The 13,680-nt window shown below is 58.4% G+C and carries 14 protein-coding genes; 3 read left to right on the plus strand and 11 right to left on the minus strand.

Annotated features, from left to right (window positions below):
• Positions 1-32: 32 nt before the first annotated feature.
• From K0P33_RS05640 to K0P33_RS05660, 5 genes are all read right to left on the minus strand, one after another.
• Positions 33-1,196, minus strand: coding sequence for a type III PLP-dependent enzyme (locus tag K0P33_RS05640; protein WP_083360185.1), 1,164 nt, complete (start codon positions 1,194-1,196; stop codon positions 33-35).
• 448 nt (positions 1,197-1,644) lie between these two features.
• Positions 1,645-2,802 (minus strand): ABC transporter ATP-binding protein, encoded by a 1,158-nt coding sequence (locus K0P33_RS05645; protein WP_242154446.1) that lies wholly within the window; start codon positions 2,800-2,802, stop codon positions 1,645-1,647.
• Complete coding sequence (locus K0P33_RS05650) at positions 2,799-3,452, minus strand: ABC transporter permease (protein WP_094948974.1); 654 nt, start codon at positions 3,450-3,452, stop codon at positions 2,799-2,801. Before K0P33_RS05650 ends, K0P33_RS05645 begins: the two co-directional genes overlap by 4 nt.
• 11 nt (positions 3,453-3,463) lie before the next feature.
• Complete coding sequence (locus K0P33_RS05655; RefSeq protein WP_094948975.1) at positions 3,464-4,360, minus strand: glycine betaine ABC transporter substrate-binding protein; 897 nt, start codon at positions 4,358-4,360, stop codon at positions 3,464-3,466.
• Between the two features lie 20 nt (positions 4,361-4,380).
• Entirely contained in the window at positions 4,381-5,097 is a 717-nt protein-coding gene (locus tag K0P33_RS05660; RefSeq protein WP_094948976.1) for an ABC transporter permease, read from the minus strand.
• 330 nt (positions 5,098-5,427) lie between these two features.
• Between K0P33_RS05660 and K0P33_RS05665 the strand changes: the two genes are divergently transcribed.
• On the plus strand, positions 5,428-7,011 hold the full coding sequence (locus K0P33_RS05665) for a peptide chain release factor 3 (protein WP_094948977.1): 1,584 nt from the start codon (positions 5,428-5,430) through the stop codon (positions 7,009-7,011).
• Positions 7,012-7,105: 94 nt separating this feature from the next.
• Here K0P33_RS05665 and K0P33_RS05670 read toward each other — a convergent pair whose 3' ends face one another.
• Complete coding sequence (locus K0P33_RS05670; protein WP_242154448.1) at positions 7,106-7,435, minus strand: hypothetical protein; 330 nt, start codon at positions 7,433-7,435, stop codon at positions 7,106-7,108.
• Between the two features lie 245 nt (positions 7,436-7,680).
• On the opposite strand from K0P33_RS05670, the gene K0P33_RS05675 reads away from it, so the two are divergent.
• On the plus strand, positions 7,681-7,956 hold the full coding sequence (locus K0P33_RS05675; RefSeq protein ID WP_094953911.1) for a hypothetical protein: 276 nt from the start codon (positions 7,681-7,683) through the stop codon (positions 7,954-7,956).
• Between the two features lie 97 nt (positions 7,957-8,053).
• A complete protein-coding gene (locus K0P33_RS05680) occupies positions 8,054-8,314 on the plus strand; it encodes a hypothetical protein (RefSeq protein ID WP_094953912.1) in 261 nt (86 codons plus the stop codon).
• A gap of 88 nt (positions 8,315-8,402) precedes the next feature.
• Here K0P33_RS05680 and K0P33_RS05685 read toward each other — a convergent pair whose 3' ends face one another.
• The 5 genes from K0P33_RS05685 to K0P33_RS05705 form a co-directional block, all read right to left on the minus strand.
• Positions 8,403-9,539 (minus strand): hypothetical protein, encoded by a 1,137-nt coding sequence (locus K0P33_RS05685; RefSeq protein ID WP_242154450.1) that lies wholly within the window; start codon positions 9,537-9,539, stop codon positions 8,403-8,405.
• A 246-nt stretch (positions 9,540-9,785) separates the two neighbouring features.
• Positions 9,786-10,757 carry a peptide ABC transporter ATP-binding protein gene (locus K0P33_RS05690; RefSeq protein ID WP_094950385.1) on the minus strand — a complete coding sequence of 324 codons (972 nt, stop codon included), beginning with the start codon at positions 10,755-10,757 and terminating at the stop codon, positions 9,786-9,788.
• The gene (locus tag K0P33_RS05695) at positions 10,757-11,725 is read right to left on the minus strand and encodes an ABC transporter ATP-binding protein (RefSeq protein ID WP_094950386.1); all 969 of its coding nucleotides are present in this window, start codon (positions 11,723-11,725) and stop codon (positions 10,757-10,759) included. The genes K0P33_RS05690 and K0P33_RS05695 overlap by 1 nt, the downstream gene beginning before the upstream one ends.
• A 10-nt stretch (positions 11,726-11,735) precedes the next feature.
• A complete protein-coding gene (locus K0P33_RS05700; protein ID WP_094950444.1) occupies positions 11,736-12,647 on the minus strand; it encodes an ABC transporter permease subunit in 912 nt (303 codons plus the stop codon).
• Positions 12,648-12,657: 10 nt separating this feature from the next.
• The gene (locus K0P33_RS05705; RefSeq protein ID WP_094950443.1) at positions 12,658-13,668 is read right to left on the minus strand and encodes an ABC transporter permease subunit; all 1,011 of its coding nucleotides are present in this window, start codon (positions 13,666-13,668) and stop codon (positions 12,658-12,660) included.
• Between the last annotated feature and the right edge of the window lie 12 nt (positions 13,669-13,680).

The raw sequence follows: 13,680 nt of genomic DNA on the forward strand, positions 1-13,680 counted from the left end.
GACATGTCATGGGTTTTTTGTGTGCGAAGTGCTTACACGTAGTAAGACTTCAACGGCGGGAACCCGTTGAACTCAACCGCGCTGTAGCTGGTGGTGTACGCACCGGTCGACAACCAGTACATCCGGTCACCAATTGCCAGGTTCAGCGGCAGGCCGTACTTGTAGTTTTCGTACATGATATCGGCGCTGTCGCAGGTCGGGCCGGCGATGACCACTTCTTCCATCTCGCCTTTCTTCTCGGTCCAGATCGGGAACTTGATGGCTTCGTCCATGGTTTCGATCAGGCCGGAGAATTTGCCCACATCGGTGTACACCCAACGCTCGACGGCAGTGCGCGATTTACGCGCCACCAATACCACTTCACTGACCAGGATACCGGCGTTGGCGATCAACGAACGGCCTGGTTCCAGGATGATTTCCGGCAGGTCGTCGCCGAAATCTTCCTTGAGGAAGCGGATGATTTCTTCGGCGTAGGTTTCCAGGCTGTTGGTACGGGTGATGTAGTTGGCCGGGAAGCCGCCGCCCATGTTGATCAGCTTCAGATGAATGCCGTCTTCTTCTTTCAGGCGTTCGAAGATCACTTTGACCTTGGCGATGGCTGCGTCCCACACGCTGATGTCGCGCTGTTGCGAGCCGACGTGGAACGAAATGCCGTAAGGCACCAGGCCCAGGTCGCGGGCCAGGATCAGCAGGTCCATGGCCATGTCGGTCTGGCAGCCGAATTTGCGCGACAGAGGCCAGTCAGCCGTGGTCGAGCCTTCGGTGAGGATACGCACATAAACTTTCGAACCCGGCGCGGCCTTGGCGATGTTGCGCAGGTCGGCTTCGGAGTCGGTGGAGAACAGGCGCACGCCCTTATCAAAGAAGTAGCGAATGTCTTTGGATTTCTTGATGGTGTTGCCGTAGCTGATACGGTCGGCGCTGACGCCACGGTCCATGACCTTGTCCAGCTCGTAGATCGAGGCGATGTCGAAGCTCGACCCCTTGTCTTTCAACAGGTCGATGATCTCGACGGCCGGGTTGGCCTTGACCGCGTAATAGACTTTGGCGAATTCGAAACCGGCGCGCAGGTCATCGTAGGCCTGGCTGATCATCGCGGTGTCGATCACCACGAACGGGGTTTCTTGCTTGTCGGCGAACGCCTTCATTTTGTCAAAAGTGGCGCGCGCGAAATAATCTTCGACGTTGATCGACATGCTGGGGACTCCTAAGGGCAAACTAAAATTAGCAATGGGTGCAAATGAACGTCCTCCGTATCCCCACTTTGGTTCGCCTACTTCCCAAGGCATGTCGCCGAAAGCAAAAAGGCCATGGGAATAAACGCTGCCCTTGGCCTTGCTGTCTCGTCGTCAGTACTTGAGCCGGATGGATCGTTTCCAGCATGGACGTTCGGCGCGAACTTTAGGACGTGAGGGGCTATAGATCAACTAAAAATGTCGCGTTTTTGCACGCGTTCGTCGCGCGACCTCGTGCAGCTACTTATGTAACCGACAGGTGTGACGGATTGATGTTCCCCGGATGGGGTAAATCAGGAGGATTTGCGGTGCCTTCATCGCAGGCAAGCCAGCTGCCACATTTGAATTGCATTCATCTGTTGGAATGCATTTCCCTGTGGGAGCCGGGCTTGCCCGCGATAGCGGTCTATCAGGCCAACGCTGTCTCGGCGGGCGAAACAATGCTGGTCTTACCGCCACGCGACTTACCAGAACTCAGGTACTCAGCAATCGACTCCTGAGTCACTTCACCCAGGAACACCCGCTCCGCATCCATCACCGGCAACCACGAACGGTTGAACTCGTACATGCGCGACAACAGGATGCGCAAATGCTCGTCATACGCCGCCGTGGCGTTGAATTCGCGCAGGTACTGGCCGCAGGTACCGGTCTGGCGGTGCAGGTCGCGACGTCGTACATAACCCAGCGCTTTGTTCTCGGCGCAGGTGACCACCACGTAGCGACGGTCGGTTTCGTCCATCAGCTCCAGCGCCTCGGCCACCGGGGTTTCCGGGCTCACCGACGGCGCGTTGTCCGCCGCGTCTTCGGCTTTCACCAGCAGCAGGCGCTTGAGGGTGCTGTCCTGACCGACGAAGCTGCTCACGAACTCATCAGCCGGATGCGCCAGCAAGGTGTCCGGGTGGTCGATCTGCAGCAGCTTGCCGGCACGGAAGATCGCAATCTTGTCACCCAGCTTGATCGCTTCGTCGATGTCGTGGCTGACCATGATCACGGTCTTGTTCAGCGCGCGCTGCATCTCGAAGAACTCGTTCTGGATCATCTCGCGGTTGATCGGGTCGACCGCGCCGAACGGTTCGTCCATCAATAGCAGTGGCGCATCGGCCGCCAGCGCGCGGATCACACCGATACGCTGTTGCTGGCCGCCCGACAGTTCACGCGGGTAGCGATGCAGGTACTGCTTGGGCTCCAACTTGATCATGCTCATCAACTCGCGGGCGCGGTCGTGGCATTTCTGCTTGTCCCAGCCGAGCAGCTTTGGCACGACCACGATGTTTTCCTCGATGGTCATGTTCGGGAACAGGCCGATCTGCTGGATCACATAACCGATGTTGCGGCGCAGGGTCACTTCGTCGAGGTCGGTGGTGTCTTCGCCGTTGATCAGGATCTTGCCCGAGGTGGGCTTGATCAGGCGGTTGATCATTTTCAGCGTGGTGCTCTTGCCGCAACCCGACGGGCCGAGGAATACGCAAATTTCGCCTTCGTTGACGGTCAGGCTTACGTCGTTCACGGCAGAGACTGTTTTGCCGTTGCTTTGAAAAGTCTTGGTCAGGTTTTGAAGTTCGATCATTTGAGCAGTCCTTTTGGAGTCAGCGAGCGTTGCAGCCATTGCAGAAGCAGGTCGGCGAAGATGGCCAGAAGACTGACCAGTACGGCGCCAACGATCAGCATCGACATGTCGCTGCGGCTGATGGAAGCCAGAATAAGTACACCCAGGCCACCGGCGCCGATGGTGGCGGCGATGGTCATCACACCAATGTTCATCACCACGGCGGTGCGCACACCGGCGAGGATCACCGGCACGGCGATGGGCAGTTCGACCATGCGCAGGCGCTGGCCGAAGGTCATGCCGATACCCCGCGCGGCTTCGCGAATACCCGGATCAACCCCGGTCAACGCCAAGTAGGTGTTACGCATGATCGGCAGCAGGGAATAGAGGAATACCGCAGTAATCGCCGGCATCGGGCCCAGGCCCTGGCCGAACTTGGAGTAGAACGGCAGCAGCAGGCCGAACAGGGCGATGGACGGCACCGTCAGCAGTACCGTGGCGCTGGCTTGCAGCGGGCCGGCCAGGGTCGGGAAGCGCGTCATCAGCACGCCGAGCGGTACGCCGACGACGATTGCCAGGATGACGGCAATGCCGACCAACGTGATGTGCTGCCAGGTCAGATGCAGGACAAGTGCCCAATCAAGATGGGAAAAGGCGTTCAGGAATTCCATGTCTTCTCCTCTTATTGATTGATCGGATGTTGGCGCAGGAAATCTGCAGCGACAGCGGACGGGCTTTCGTGGTCGACGTCGACCCGTGCGTTCAGTTGGCGCATGGTTGCGTCGTCGAACAGCGCGGCAAGAGGTTTGAGGTCAGCTTCCAGCTGCGGGTGGGCGTCCAGATAAACCTGGCGCACTACCGGTGCGGCGGTGTAGTCCGGGAAGTAGTGCTTGTCGTCATCCAGCAGCTTCAACTTGAAGGCATCCAGGCGACCGTCGGTGGTGTAGACCAGACCGGCAAACACCTGGCCATTACGCAGCGCGGTGTAGACCAAGCCGGCGTCCATCTGCCGGGTGTTTTTGCGCGTGAGGTTCATGTCATACAGCTTGACCATGCCGGCCATGCCGTCGGAACGGTTGGCGAACTCGGTGTCCAGGGCCACCAGGCGCGTGCCTGTGTTTTTTTCTGCCAGGGCTTGGGTCAGGTCGCTGATACTGTTGATCTGCGGGAATTCCTTGGCCACGTTTTCTGGCAGCGCCAATGCGTAGGTGTTGCTGAATTTCGACGGCGACAGCCAGACCAGGCCTTTCTTTGCGTCGAGTTCTTTCACCCGTGCGTAGGACTGCTCGTTGTCGAGCTTCTCGTCTACATGGTTGTAATTCACCAGCGACACCCCGGTGTATTCCCAGAGCATATCCAGTTGCCCGCTTTCCTGGGCACTGCGTGCCAGGTTACTGCCCAGGCCGCCGGTCACACGGGTGTCGTAACCCTTGGTGCGCAGGTACTGGGCGGTGATTTCTGCAAGCAGGGTCTGTTCGGTGAACACCCGGGCGCCGATGCGGATGACCGGTTTTTCGGCGGCTTGCGCAATGCCTGCAAACAGCAGGACGCAGCTTAATATCAACGTCAGTTTTTTCATGTGATTTCCTTTGCCAAGCCTTAAGACGGACGCAACCCGCGTTCCAGCCAGAGGCGGCTGGCCATGGTCACCAGACCGTCGAGCAGCAATGCCAGCAACGCGGTGCACGCGGCGCCGAGCAGCAATTGCGGCTGATTGTTCAAGGCGATGCCGGGGAAAATCAGGCTGCCCAGGCTGTTGGCGCCGATCAGGAACGCCAGCGGTGCGGTGCCGACGTTGATCGCCAGGGCCACGCGCACACCGCCGATGATGATCGGCACGGCGTTGGGCAACTCCACGCGAAACAGCACCTGGCGCGGCGTCATGCCGATGCCGGTGGCGGCTTCTTTCAGCGAGCCTTGAACGTTTTTGAGGCCTTCGTAGGTGTTGCGCACAATGGGCAGCAACGAGGCGAGGAACAACGCGAAGATGGCCGGGCCACTGCCGATGCCGAGGACGCCGAGGGCGATGGCCAGTACGGCCAGGGGAGGGACGGTGTTGCCGATGTTGAAGATCTGCATGAAGCGTTCTGCGCGCCCGACCATGTTCGGTCGGCTGAGCAGGATACCGGCGGGGATCCCTACAACGAGGGCTGCCAGCATGGAGACAAAAACGAGGATCAGGTGTGCTTGCAGGTAAAACAACAAATCGTCGCGGTACAGTTCGATCGTGTTGATGCCGATCCAGTGGACCAGCAGGGCCAGGAGAGCGACGACAACCGCTCCACCTATCAGCCCTTTGCCATAGCGAATAGCCACAGGCGGACTCCTTTTTTCTTTTGTCGGCGAACACATTTCTTCGTGGCATGCCATTGCTGGCTGCCTCTAAATGTGGTCGCGAAAAGCAGCTCGCCAATGCCGGTAAGACGGCATGAGGTCAAGCCATGAGCGCAGCCTCGTCAGGCTAACTTGCTGATTTATCAGCCCCTGTTCCGAGTGCGATAGCAGGGGAGTGGACGTCTCTACCTTTTAAAAGGTTCCACACTTGGCTGCATTTAGCCACCCTCAATGGGCTGAACGGTGGTCCGGCTCCCTGGGTTTGCGCTATACTCGCCGCCCTTTTTTGACTCACCTGCCAGGCGATTTCCCATGACCCACCAGGCCGCCGAAGTCGCGAAACGCCGCACTTTCGCCATTATTTCCCACCCCGATGCCGGTAAAACCACCATCACCGAGAAGCTCCTGCTGATGGGCAAGGCAATCGCGGTGGCCGGCACGGTGAAATCCCGCAAATCCGACCGCCATGCCACCTCCGACTGGATGGAAATGGAAAAACAACGGGGTATTTCCATTACCACGTCGGTCATGCAGTTTCCGTATCGCGACCACATGGTCAACCTGCTCGACACCCCGGGCCACGAAGACTTCTCCGAAGACACCTACCGCACCCTGACTGCAGTGGACTCGGCCTTGATGGTCCTCGACGGCGGTAAGGGCGTTGAGCCACGTACCATCGCGCTGATGGACGTTTGCCGCCTGCGCGACACGCCCATCGTCAGCTTTATCAACAAACTCGACCGCGATATCCGCGACCCGATCGAGTTGCTCGATGAGATCGAAGCGGTCCTGAAGATCAAGGCCGCGCCGATCACTTGGCCGATTGGTTGCTACCGCGACTTCAAGGGTGTCTACCACCTGGCTGACGACTACATCATTGTCTACACCGCCGGCCACGGTCACGAGCGCACCGACGTCAAGATCATCGAGAAACTCGACTCCGACGAAGCCCGCGACCACCTGGGTGACGAGTACGACCGCTTCGTCGACCAGCTGGAACTGGTGCAGGGCGCCTGCCACGAGTTCAACCAGCAAGAGTTCCTCGACGGCCAACTGACGCCGGTGTTTTTCGGTACCGCACTGGGCAACTTCGGTGTCGACCACGTGCTGGATGCCGTCGTGAACTGGGCCCCCAAGCCTCTGGCCCGGGTTGCCAACGAGCGCACCGTGGAACCGGTCGAAGAGAAATTCACCGGCTTCGTGTTCAAGATCCAGGCGAACATGGACCCCAAGCACCGCGACCGTATCGCCTTCATGCGTATCTGCTCGGGCAAATACGAAAAAGGTATGAAGATGCGCCACGTGCGCACCGGCAAGGACGTGCGCATCGGCGACGCCCTGACGTTCTTCTCCTCCGAGCGCGAGCAACTGGAAGAGGCGTTTGCCGGCGACATCATCGGCTTGCACAACCACGGCACCATCCAGATCGGCGACACCTTCACCGAAGGCGAAGCGCTGGGCTTCACTGGTATCCCGCACTTCGCCCCGGAACTGTTCCGCCGCGTACGCCTGCGTGACCCGCTCAAATCCAAGCAACTGCGCCAAGGCTTGCAGCAGTTGGCGGAAGAGGGCGCCACCCAGGTGTTCTTCCCCGAGCGCAGCAACGACATCATCCTCGGCGCCGTCGGTGTGCTGCAGTTCGATGTGGTCGCCAGCCGTTTGAAAGAGGAATACAAGGTCGAATGCTCTTACGAGCCGATCACCGTGTACTCCGCGCGCTGGATCGATTGCAGTGATAAGAAGAAGTTGGAAGAGTTCTCCAACAAGGCTGTGGAAAACCTTGCGATCGACGGCGGTGGTCACCTGACCTACTTGGCGCCGACGCGGGTGAACCTGGCGTTGATGGAAGAGCGCTGGCCGGATGTGAAATTCCGCGCGACCCGCGAGCATCACTAAAAACCGATGCGGGCCATACGCTACGTATGGCCCGTCTTGGAGTGTTTCGTATCAGCGACAACTACGCAAACGACTCAGGCTGGCATTCAACTGACTATCGTTTAGTTGGAAAGTAACTGTCGGTCTTTGCCTCATTGATAAAACGGTCGTATTCGGGGCGTGAGATAAAGCCGTTAGCATCTTTGTCTGCAGCCTTAAAGGCAACGTCATCAAATTCTGACTTGTTCGAGTAACCCAATTCGGTTGCTGTTTTAACGTAGCGGTCATCCATATATAAGTTCCATTCCTGTCTTGAAAGTTGTCCATCTTTATTTCGATCGGAATAGTCCCAGTTGTCATTGTAAATCGTGTTGTAGAGGCCTCCGCAGGCGGTGGTATTCACAAAGACGGCGATGAGTGCACAGGCGACAAGGATAGGCTTCACTTTGTTTTTCTCGATAGGAGTTCGTGGAGCTAAGACTTTAGTGATGGGTGTTCGCTAGATGCAATAAACTCGTTGAATAGTTAAAACTTTCAGAATCGTCCTACGGGTGGGATGGAAATGGTTGTGTGCGTAACCTTTACGGCAGGCCGGGTGGCGCATGGCCTCAATTGCGAAAACCCTGATGCGCGACTAGGTTGATAAAGGGGCCTGAAACAGTTCACCCATCGACTGAAAAGGAGGCCGTCGTGCCGAGAATTCAACGTGCTACCCAACTGGTGCTGCTGGCAACCTTGGGCGTAGCCAACGCCTGGGCGCACACCCCAGTGCCGGTCTCCGGCCTGCTATTTGCGGATGCGGGAACGCCCCAGTGGAAAGACACGGGCCCAGTCACCAAGAAAAAGCAGAACGAGGTCAATTCCGGCAGTTGGCAACCACAAGCCCAACCTGCTCCCAAGGAGGACGCAGAAAACCCCTACAACGAAGGTGAAGACAGCGAAACCTACGATGACGGCGACACCTGAAGCCTGGCGCAAACCGGGCATTGGGACTAGCTTCTTACTGGGCGACGGTAAACAGCTGTCGTGCAGGATTCATCTACTGACTGGACGGAAATCGACCATGAGTATTTTTCAACGAGTTGTGCTGTTGCTAAAGGTGTTGGTGCTGTTGTCGTTGGGGATGTCGACGGCCTGGGCGCATAACCCGGCGCAGGGCAGCCAGGCGGGCTTTTCGGCGGTGCAGACGACGCAGGGGAAAGGGTTGCAGTTGGCCAAGTCTGAATCCGAAGCGGGTGACGAAGATCAGGGTGGCTCCAAGGACGATGACGACCAGCAAGTCCCGCCAGACGACGATGACACGCAAGGTGACAGCGATACCTGAGTCGCCGTAGAAAAAAGCCCTTCCCGCCAGGGTTATGCGCCACCTGATCGGAAGGGCTTTCGACAACCAAACTCACCCCACGCGTGAATCAACCGATTTCTTTGAAATGGTCGTTGCTCAGGATGTGTTCAATTGAAAGCCCTGGCTCTGGGATATAGTCGGCGCCCTTTGCGGCAGTAAACTTAATATCCTTACTGCCCTTTGTAATACTCCGCTCACCTGCAGTTTGGGTCGAGGTGGTGTAAACGGTACTGCGCATTTTCATATAGCCGCCCAGATCATTTTTGATCGTTGCGAGCCGTTCTTCTATCTGCTCGGGCGTGAGGTTGAGTTTCTTTTCCAAGCGAACGCCCCAGCGCGTCAGGCATGTTTCCGCAAAGTGGCGAACAAGCTGGCCGGGTTCTGCATAAACCTTTGCACCTTCGTTCCCATTGGCGGCAGCATTACCCACTAAAGTCGCATGGCGGCCGGGCATGGGGTAAATATGAACCTGGGTAGTTTTATCACATTCTGGAACAACACAGGCGAACCCCAGGGAGCGCTCATCTCTGGCGTAAAACGCCACATACTCTTTGACGTTGCTACCGAGTCTTACCCTGCTGTCCTGGAAGTTCAGCAGCCCGGGAACAGGGTCCACAGCAAAAATGTTGACAGGCACATTTTTTAAGGCGCTGTCATTCAGCATGGCATTGGCCAGCATATGGCAGCTGATCCCGCCGCGGCTCCAACCGACCAGATTCACTTGGGTCGGAATAATGCCGTCTTTTCGAAAGGTCTTGATGATTTGTTGTTGCAGCTGTTGCTGCGTCACTTTGCGCGTACCGTAATCGTACGTGCGCCAATACCAACTGCCTGTGACGTTGACTTCTTCAATGGGGACGCCGGCGTTCTGCAGTTGGTTGTAGTTTTCCTCGGTCAGTTTTAAGCGCTGCCACAAAACCGTTCCCTTCATGATGTTGACAGCGTGTGCCACATTTTCTTCCCAACCGGAACCCAGGGCTGTTCCCTTCAGCTGAAGGTAGTTACCTGACGCAGTGAACATCTCGTCTGCTTGCAAGTTTCCGCTGCCGGGGCCGTCAATGACGATCCATTCGGCAAACTCCTTACTGAGGCTTTGGGTATTTTGCGCCAAGGTAGAAATGAGTTCGCCATTCCAATAATTGGCGTTGCTATCATCAAATTTAGTTGAGCCGGTGCCGCAGAAAAAAACCGTAAAAGTTGTCATGAGTACATACCCTTCCGTTGGATAAAGGTCGTGCGCTCATGAAAGGTTAAACAGGTCGTGCTGGCTACTGTGAGAACTCACAGGTGATTAGATTGCTTTCGAATACTTAATGGGGTTTGTTAACAGAAAGCACTCGGTGATAAGCCGAAAAAAACCCCTCCCAACAGGCTGATGCGCAACCTGATGGGAAGGGCTTGTAGAACACACTTAATGCCCTGGGTTGACCCCCAAGGCATCTTTTATCGGTCAGGCCACAAACTGCTCCGCATAGTGGCAAGCCACCTGACGGTTATCCAAGGCACGCAACTGCGGCTCCTCGCTGCTGCACCGCGTGGTCGCATACGGGCAGCGCTTGTGGAACGCGCAGCCAGGTGGCGGGTTCAGCGGGTTGGGCAGTTCGCCGACGATTTTGATCTTCGGCTTGTTCGGGTCCGGGTGGATGGTCGGGGTGGCCGACAGCAGCGCCTGGGTGTACGGGTGCAGAGGGCGGGCGTAGATGTCGTCCTTGGGGCCGACTTCCACCGGGCGGCCGAGGTACATCACCATCACGTCGTCGGCGACGTGTTGCACCACCGCCAGGTTGTGGGAGATGAACACGTAGGCGGTGTTGAATTCCTGCTGCAGGTCCATGAACAGGTTGAGCACCTGGGCCTGGATCGACACGTCCAGCGCCGAGGTCGGTTCATCCGCCACCAGCACTTTGGGTTGCAGCATCATGGCGCGGGCCAATGCGATGCGCTGACGCTGGCCACCGGAGAACATGTGCGGGTAGCGCTGATAGTGCTCAGGGCGCAGGCCCACTTGCTTCATCATCGCCTGGACTTTCTCGCGGCGTTCAGCGGCGGACAGATTAGTGTTGATCAGCAGCGGCTCGCCGAGTTGATCACCGACTTTCTGGCGCGGGTTCAACGACGCGTACGGGCTCTGGAACACCATCTGCACGTCTTTGCGTAATTGCTTGCGCTGGGCCTTGTTGGCGCCGGCGACTTCCTGGCCGGCGATTTTCAGCGAGCCTGACGACGGTTCTTCAATCAGCGTCAGGGCGCGGGCCAGGGTGGATTTGCCGCAACCGGATTCGCCAACGACCGCCAGGGTCTTGCCGGCTTCCAGCTCAAACGACACACCATTAAGCGCGCGTACCAGCGCGTGGCCCTTGAACAGGCCACGGGACACTTCGTAGTGACGGGTCAGGTCGCGGGCGGTAAGAACGACGGCCATTACGCCACCTCCTGGTTCAAGGGGTAGAAGCAGCGCGCAAGGCTGTTGCTTTTCGGGTCAAGGCCTGGCCGCTGGGCACGGCAGGATTCCTGCACATACGGGCAGCGCGGCGACAACAGGCAACCCTGCGGCCGGTCATAACGACCGGGAACAATCCCCGGCAGCGTGGCCAGGCGCGTGGCGCCCAGGCTGTGCTCCGGGATTGCCTTGAGCAGCGCTTCGCTGTACGGGTGCGCCGGGATGTCGAACAACTGCGGCACCTGGCCGACTTCCACGGCTTGGCCGGCGTACATCACGCACACACGCTGGGCGGTTTCGGCCACCACGGCGAGGTCGTGGGTGATCAGCACCAGGCCCATGTTCTGCTCTTTCTGCAGGGCCAGCAGCAGCTCCATGATCTGCGCCTGGATGGTCACGTCCAAGGCCGTGGTCGGTTCGTCGGCGATCAGCAGTTTCGGCTCGCCGGCAATCGCCATGGCGATGGCCACACGCTGGCTCATACCGCCGGACAGTTGGTGCGGGTAGGCATCCATACGGCTGGCGGCGCCTGGGATTTCAACTTTTTCGAGCAGCTCGATAGCGCGTTTACGTGCTTGTCTGCCGGACATTTTCAGGTGCAGGCGCAGCACTTCTTCAATCTGGAAACCCACGGTGTAGCTGGGGTTCAGCGCGGTCATCGGGTCCTGGAACACCATCGCCAGGTCTTTGCCGACGATCTGGCGGCGCTGACGGTTACTCAGCTTGAGCATGTCCTTGCCGTCGAAGTTCAGCGCGTCGGCGGTGACGATTCCGGGGTGCTCGATCAGGCCCATCAGCGCCATCATGGTCACGGATTTACCCGAGCCCGACTCGCCAACGATCGCCAGTACTTCGCCTTTGTCGACGCAAATGTCGAGGCCATCGACCACCGGCACGGCGGTCTTGTCGCCGAAGCGCACATTGAGATTCTTGATTTCTAACAGTGACATGGGAATCTCCTCAGGCGGCGTTCTTGAGTTTCGGGTCCAGCGCATCGCGCAGGCCGTCACCCATCAAGTTGATTGCCAGCACGCTGAGCAAAATGGTCAGACCCGGCAGGCTCACGACCCACCAGGCGCGTTCGATGTAGTCACGGGCCGAAGCCAGCATGGTGCCCCACTCAGGGGTTGGCGGTTGTACGCCAAGGCCAAGGAAGCCCAGGGCCGCGGCATCGAGAATCGCCGAAGAGAAGCTCAAAGTGGCCTGTACGATCAGCGGCGCCATGCAGTTAGGCAGCACGGTGATGAACATCAGGCGTGGCAGGCCGGCGCCGGCGAGGCGGGCGGCCGTCACGTAGTCGCGGTTCAGTTCGCCCATCACTGCAGCACGGGTCAGACGCACATAGGATGGCAACGACACGATGGCGATAGCGATCACGGTGTTGATCAGGCCAGGGCCGAGGATCGCGACAATGGCGACAGCCAGCAGCAGCGACGGCAGGGCCAGCATGATGTCCATCAAGCGCATGATGGTTGGGCCAAGCAGGCGCGGGAAGAAGCCAGCGAACAGGCCTAGCAGGATGCCTGGAATCAGCGACATCACCACCGACGACAAGCCGATCAGCAAGGACAGGCGCGAACCCTGGATCAGGCGCGAAAGCAGGTCACGGCCCAGCTCGTCGGTACCGAGCAGGAACTGGATCTGCCCGCCTTCCAGCCACGACGGCGGGGTCAGCAGGAAATCGCGGTATTGCTCGCTGGGGTTATGCGGCGCAACCCACGGGGCGAAGATCGCGCAAAACACGATGAGGGTCATGAATAGCAGGCCGGCAACCGCACCTTTGTTCTTGGAGAAGGCTTGCCAGAATTCTTTGTAAGGGGACGGGTACAGCAGGCTTTGATCGACTGCTACCGCTTGTGTAGATGGGGTCATGGTCATGATCTCAGCGCTGGTGACGGATGCGTGGGTTAGCGAAGCCGTAGAGGATATCCACCACGAAGTTCACCAGGATCACCAGGCAGGCGATCAGCAGGATGCCGTTTTGCACCACCGGGTAGTCTCGCGCGCCAATGGCTTCGATCAGCCATTTGCCGATGCCGGGCCACGAGAAAATGGTTTCGGTCAGGACCGCACCGGCCAGCAGGGTGCCGACTTGCAGGCCGACCACGGTGAGTACTGGGATCAGCGCGTTACGCAGGCCGTGTACGAACACCACGCGCGCCGGCGACAGGCCTTTGGCCTTGGCAGTGCGGATGTAGTCTTCGCGCAGTACTTCGAGCATCGATGAACGGGTCATCCGGGCGATCACCGCCAGCGGGATGGTGCCGAGCACGATGGCCGGCAGGATCAGGTGGTGCAAGGCATCCCAGAAAGCGTCCGGCTCGTCAGCCAGCAAGGTGTCGATCAGCATAAAGCCGGTGCGTGGCTCGATGTCATAGAGCAGGTCGATACGCCCGGAAACCGGGGTCCAGCCCAGGCTTACCGAGAAGAACATGATCAGGATCAGGCCCCACCAGAAAATCGGCATCGAATATCCCGCGAGGGAGATGCCCATCACCCCATGGTCGAACAGGGATCCTCGTTTCAAGGCCGCGATCACCCCGGCCAACAGGCCCAGGATACCGGCGAACAACAGGGCGGCCATGGACAGTTCCAGGGTCGCGGGGAAGAGGGCGGTGAATTCGGTCCACACGCTGGTGCGGGTGCGAAGGGATTCACCGAGGTCGCCCTGGGCGAGCTTGCCTACGTAGTCAAAATATTGCGCGTACAGCGGCTTGTTAAGGCCGAGGCGTTCCATTGCCTGTGCGTGCATCTCTGGGTCGACTCGTCGTTCGCCCATCATGACTTCGACAGGGTCGCCGGGGATCATGCGAATCAACGCAAACGTCAGCAACGTGATGCCGAAAAACGTGGGGATCAATAACCCCAATCGGCGGGCAATAAAGCTAAACATCTTGTTGTGTAC

It is taken from the genome of Pseudomonas sp. ArH3a (assembly GCF_022648765.1).
In the GTDB taxonomy this organism is placed as follows: domain Bacteria; phylum Pseudomonadota; class Gammaproteobacteria; order Pseudomonadales; family Pseudomonadaceae; genus Aquipseudomonas.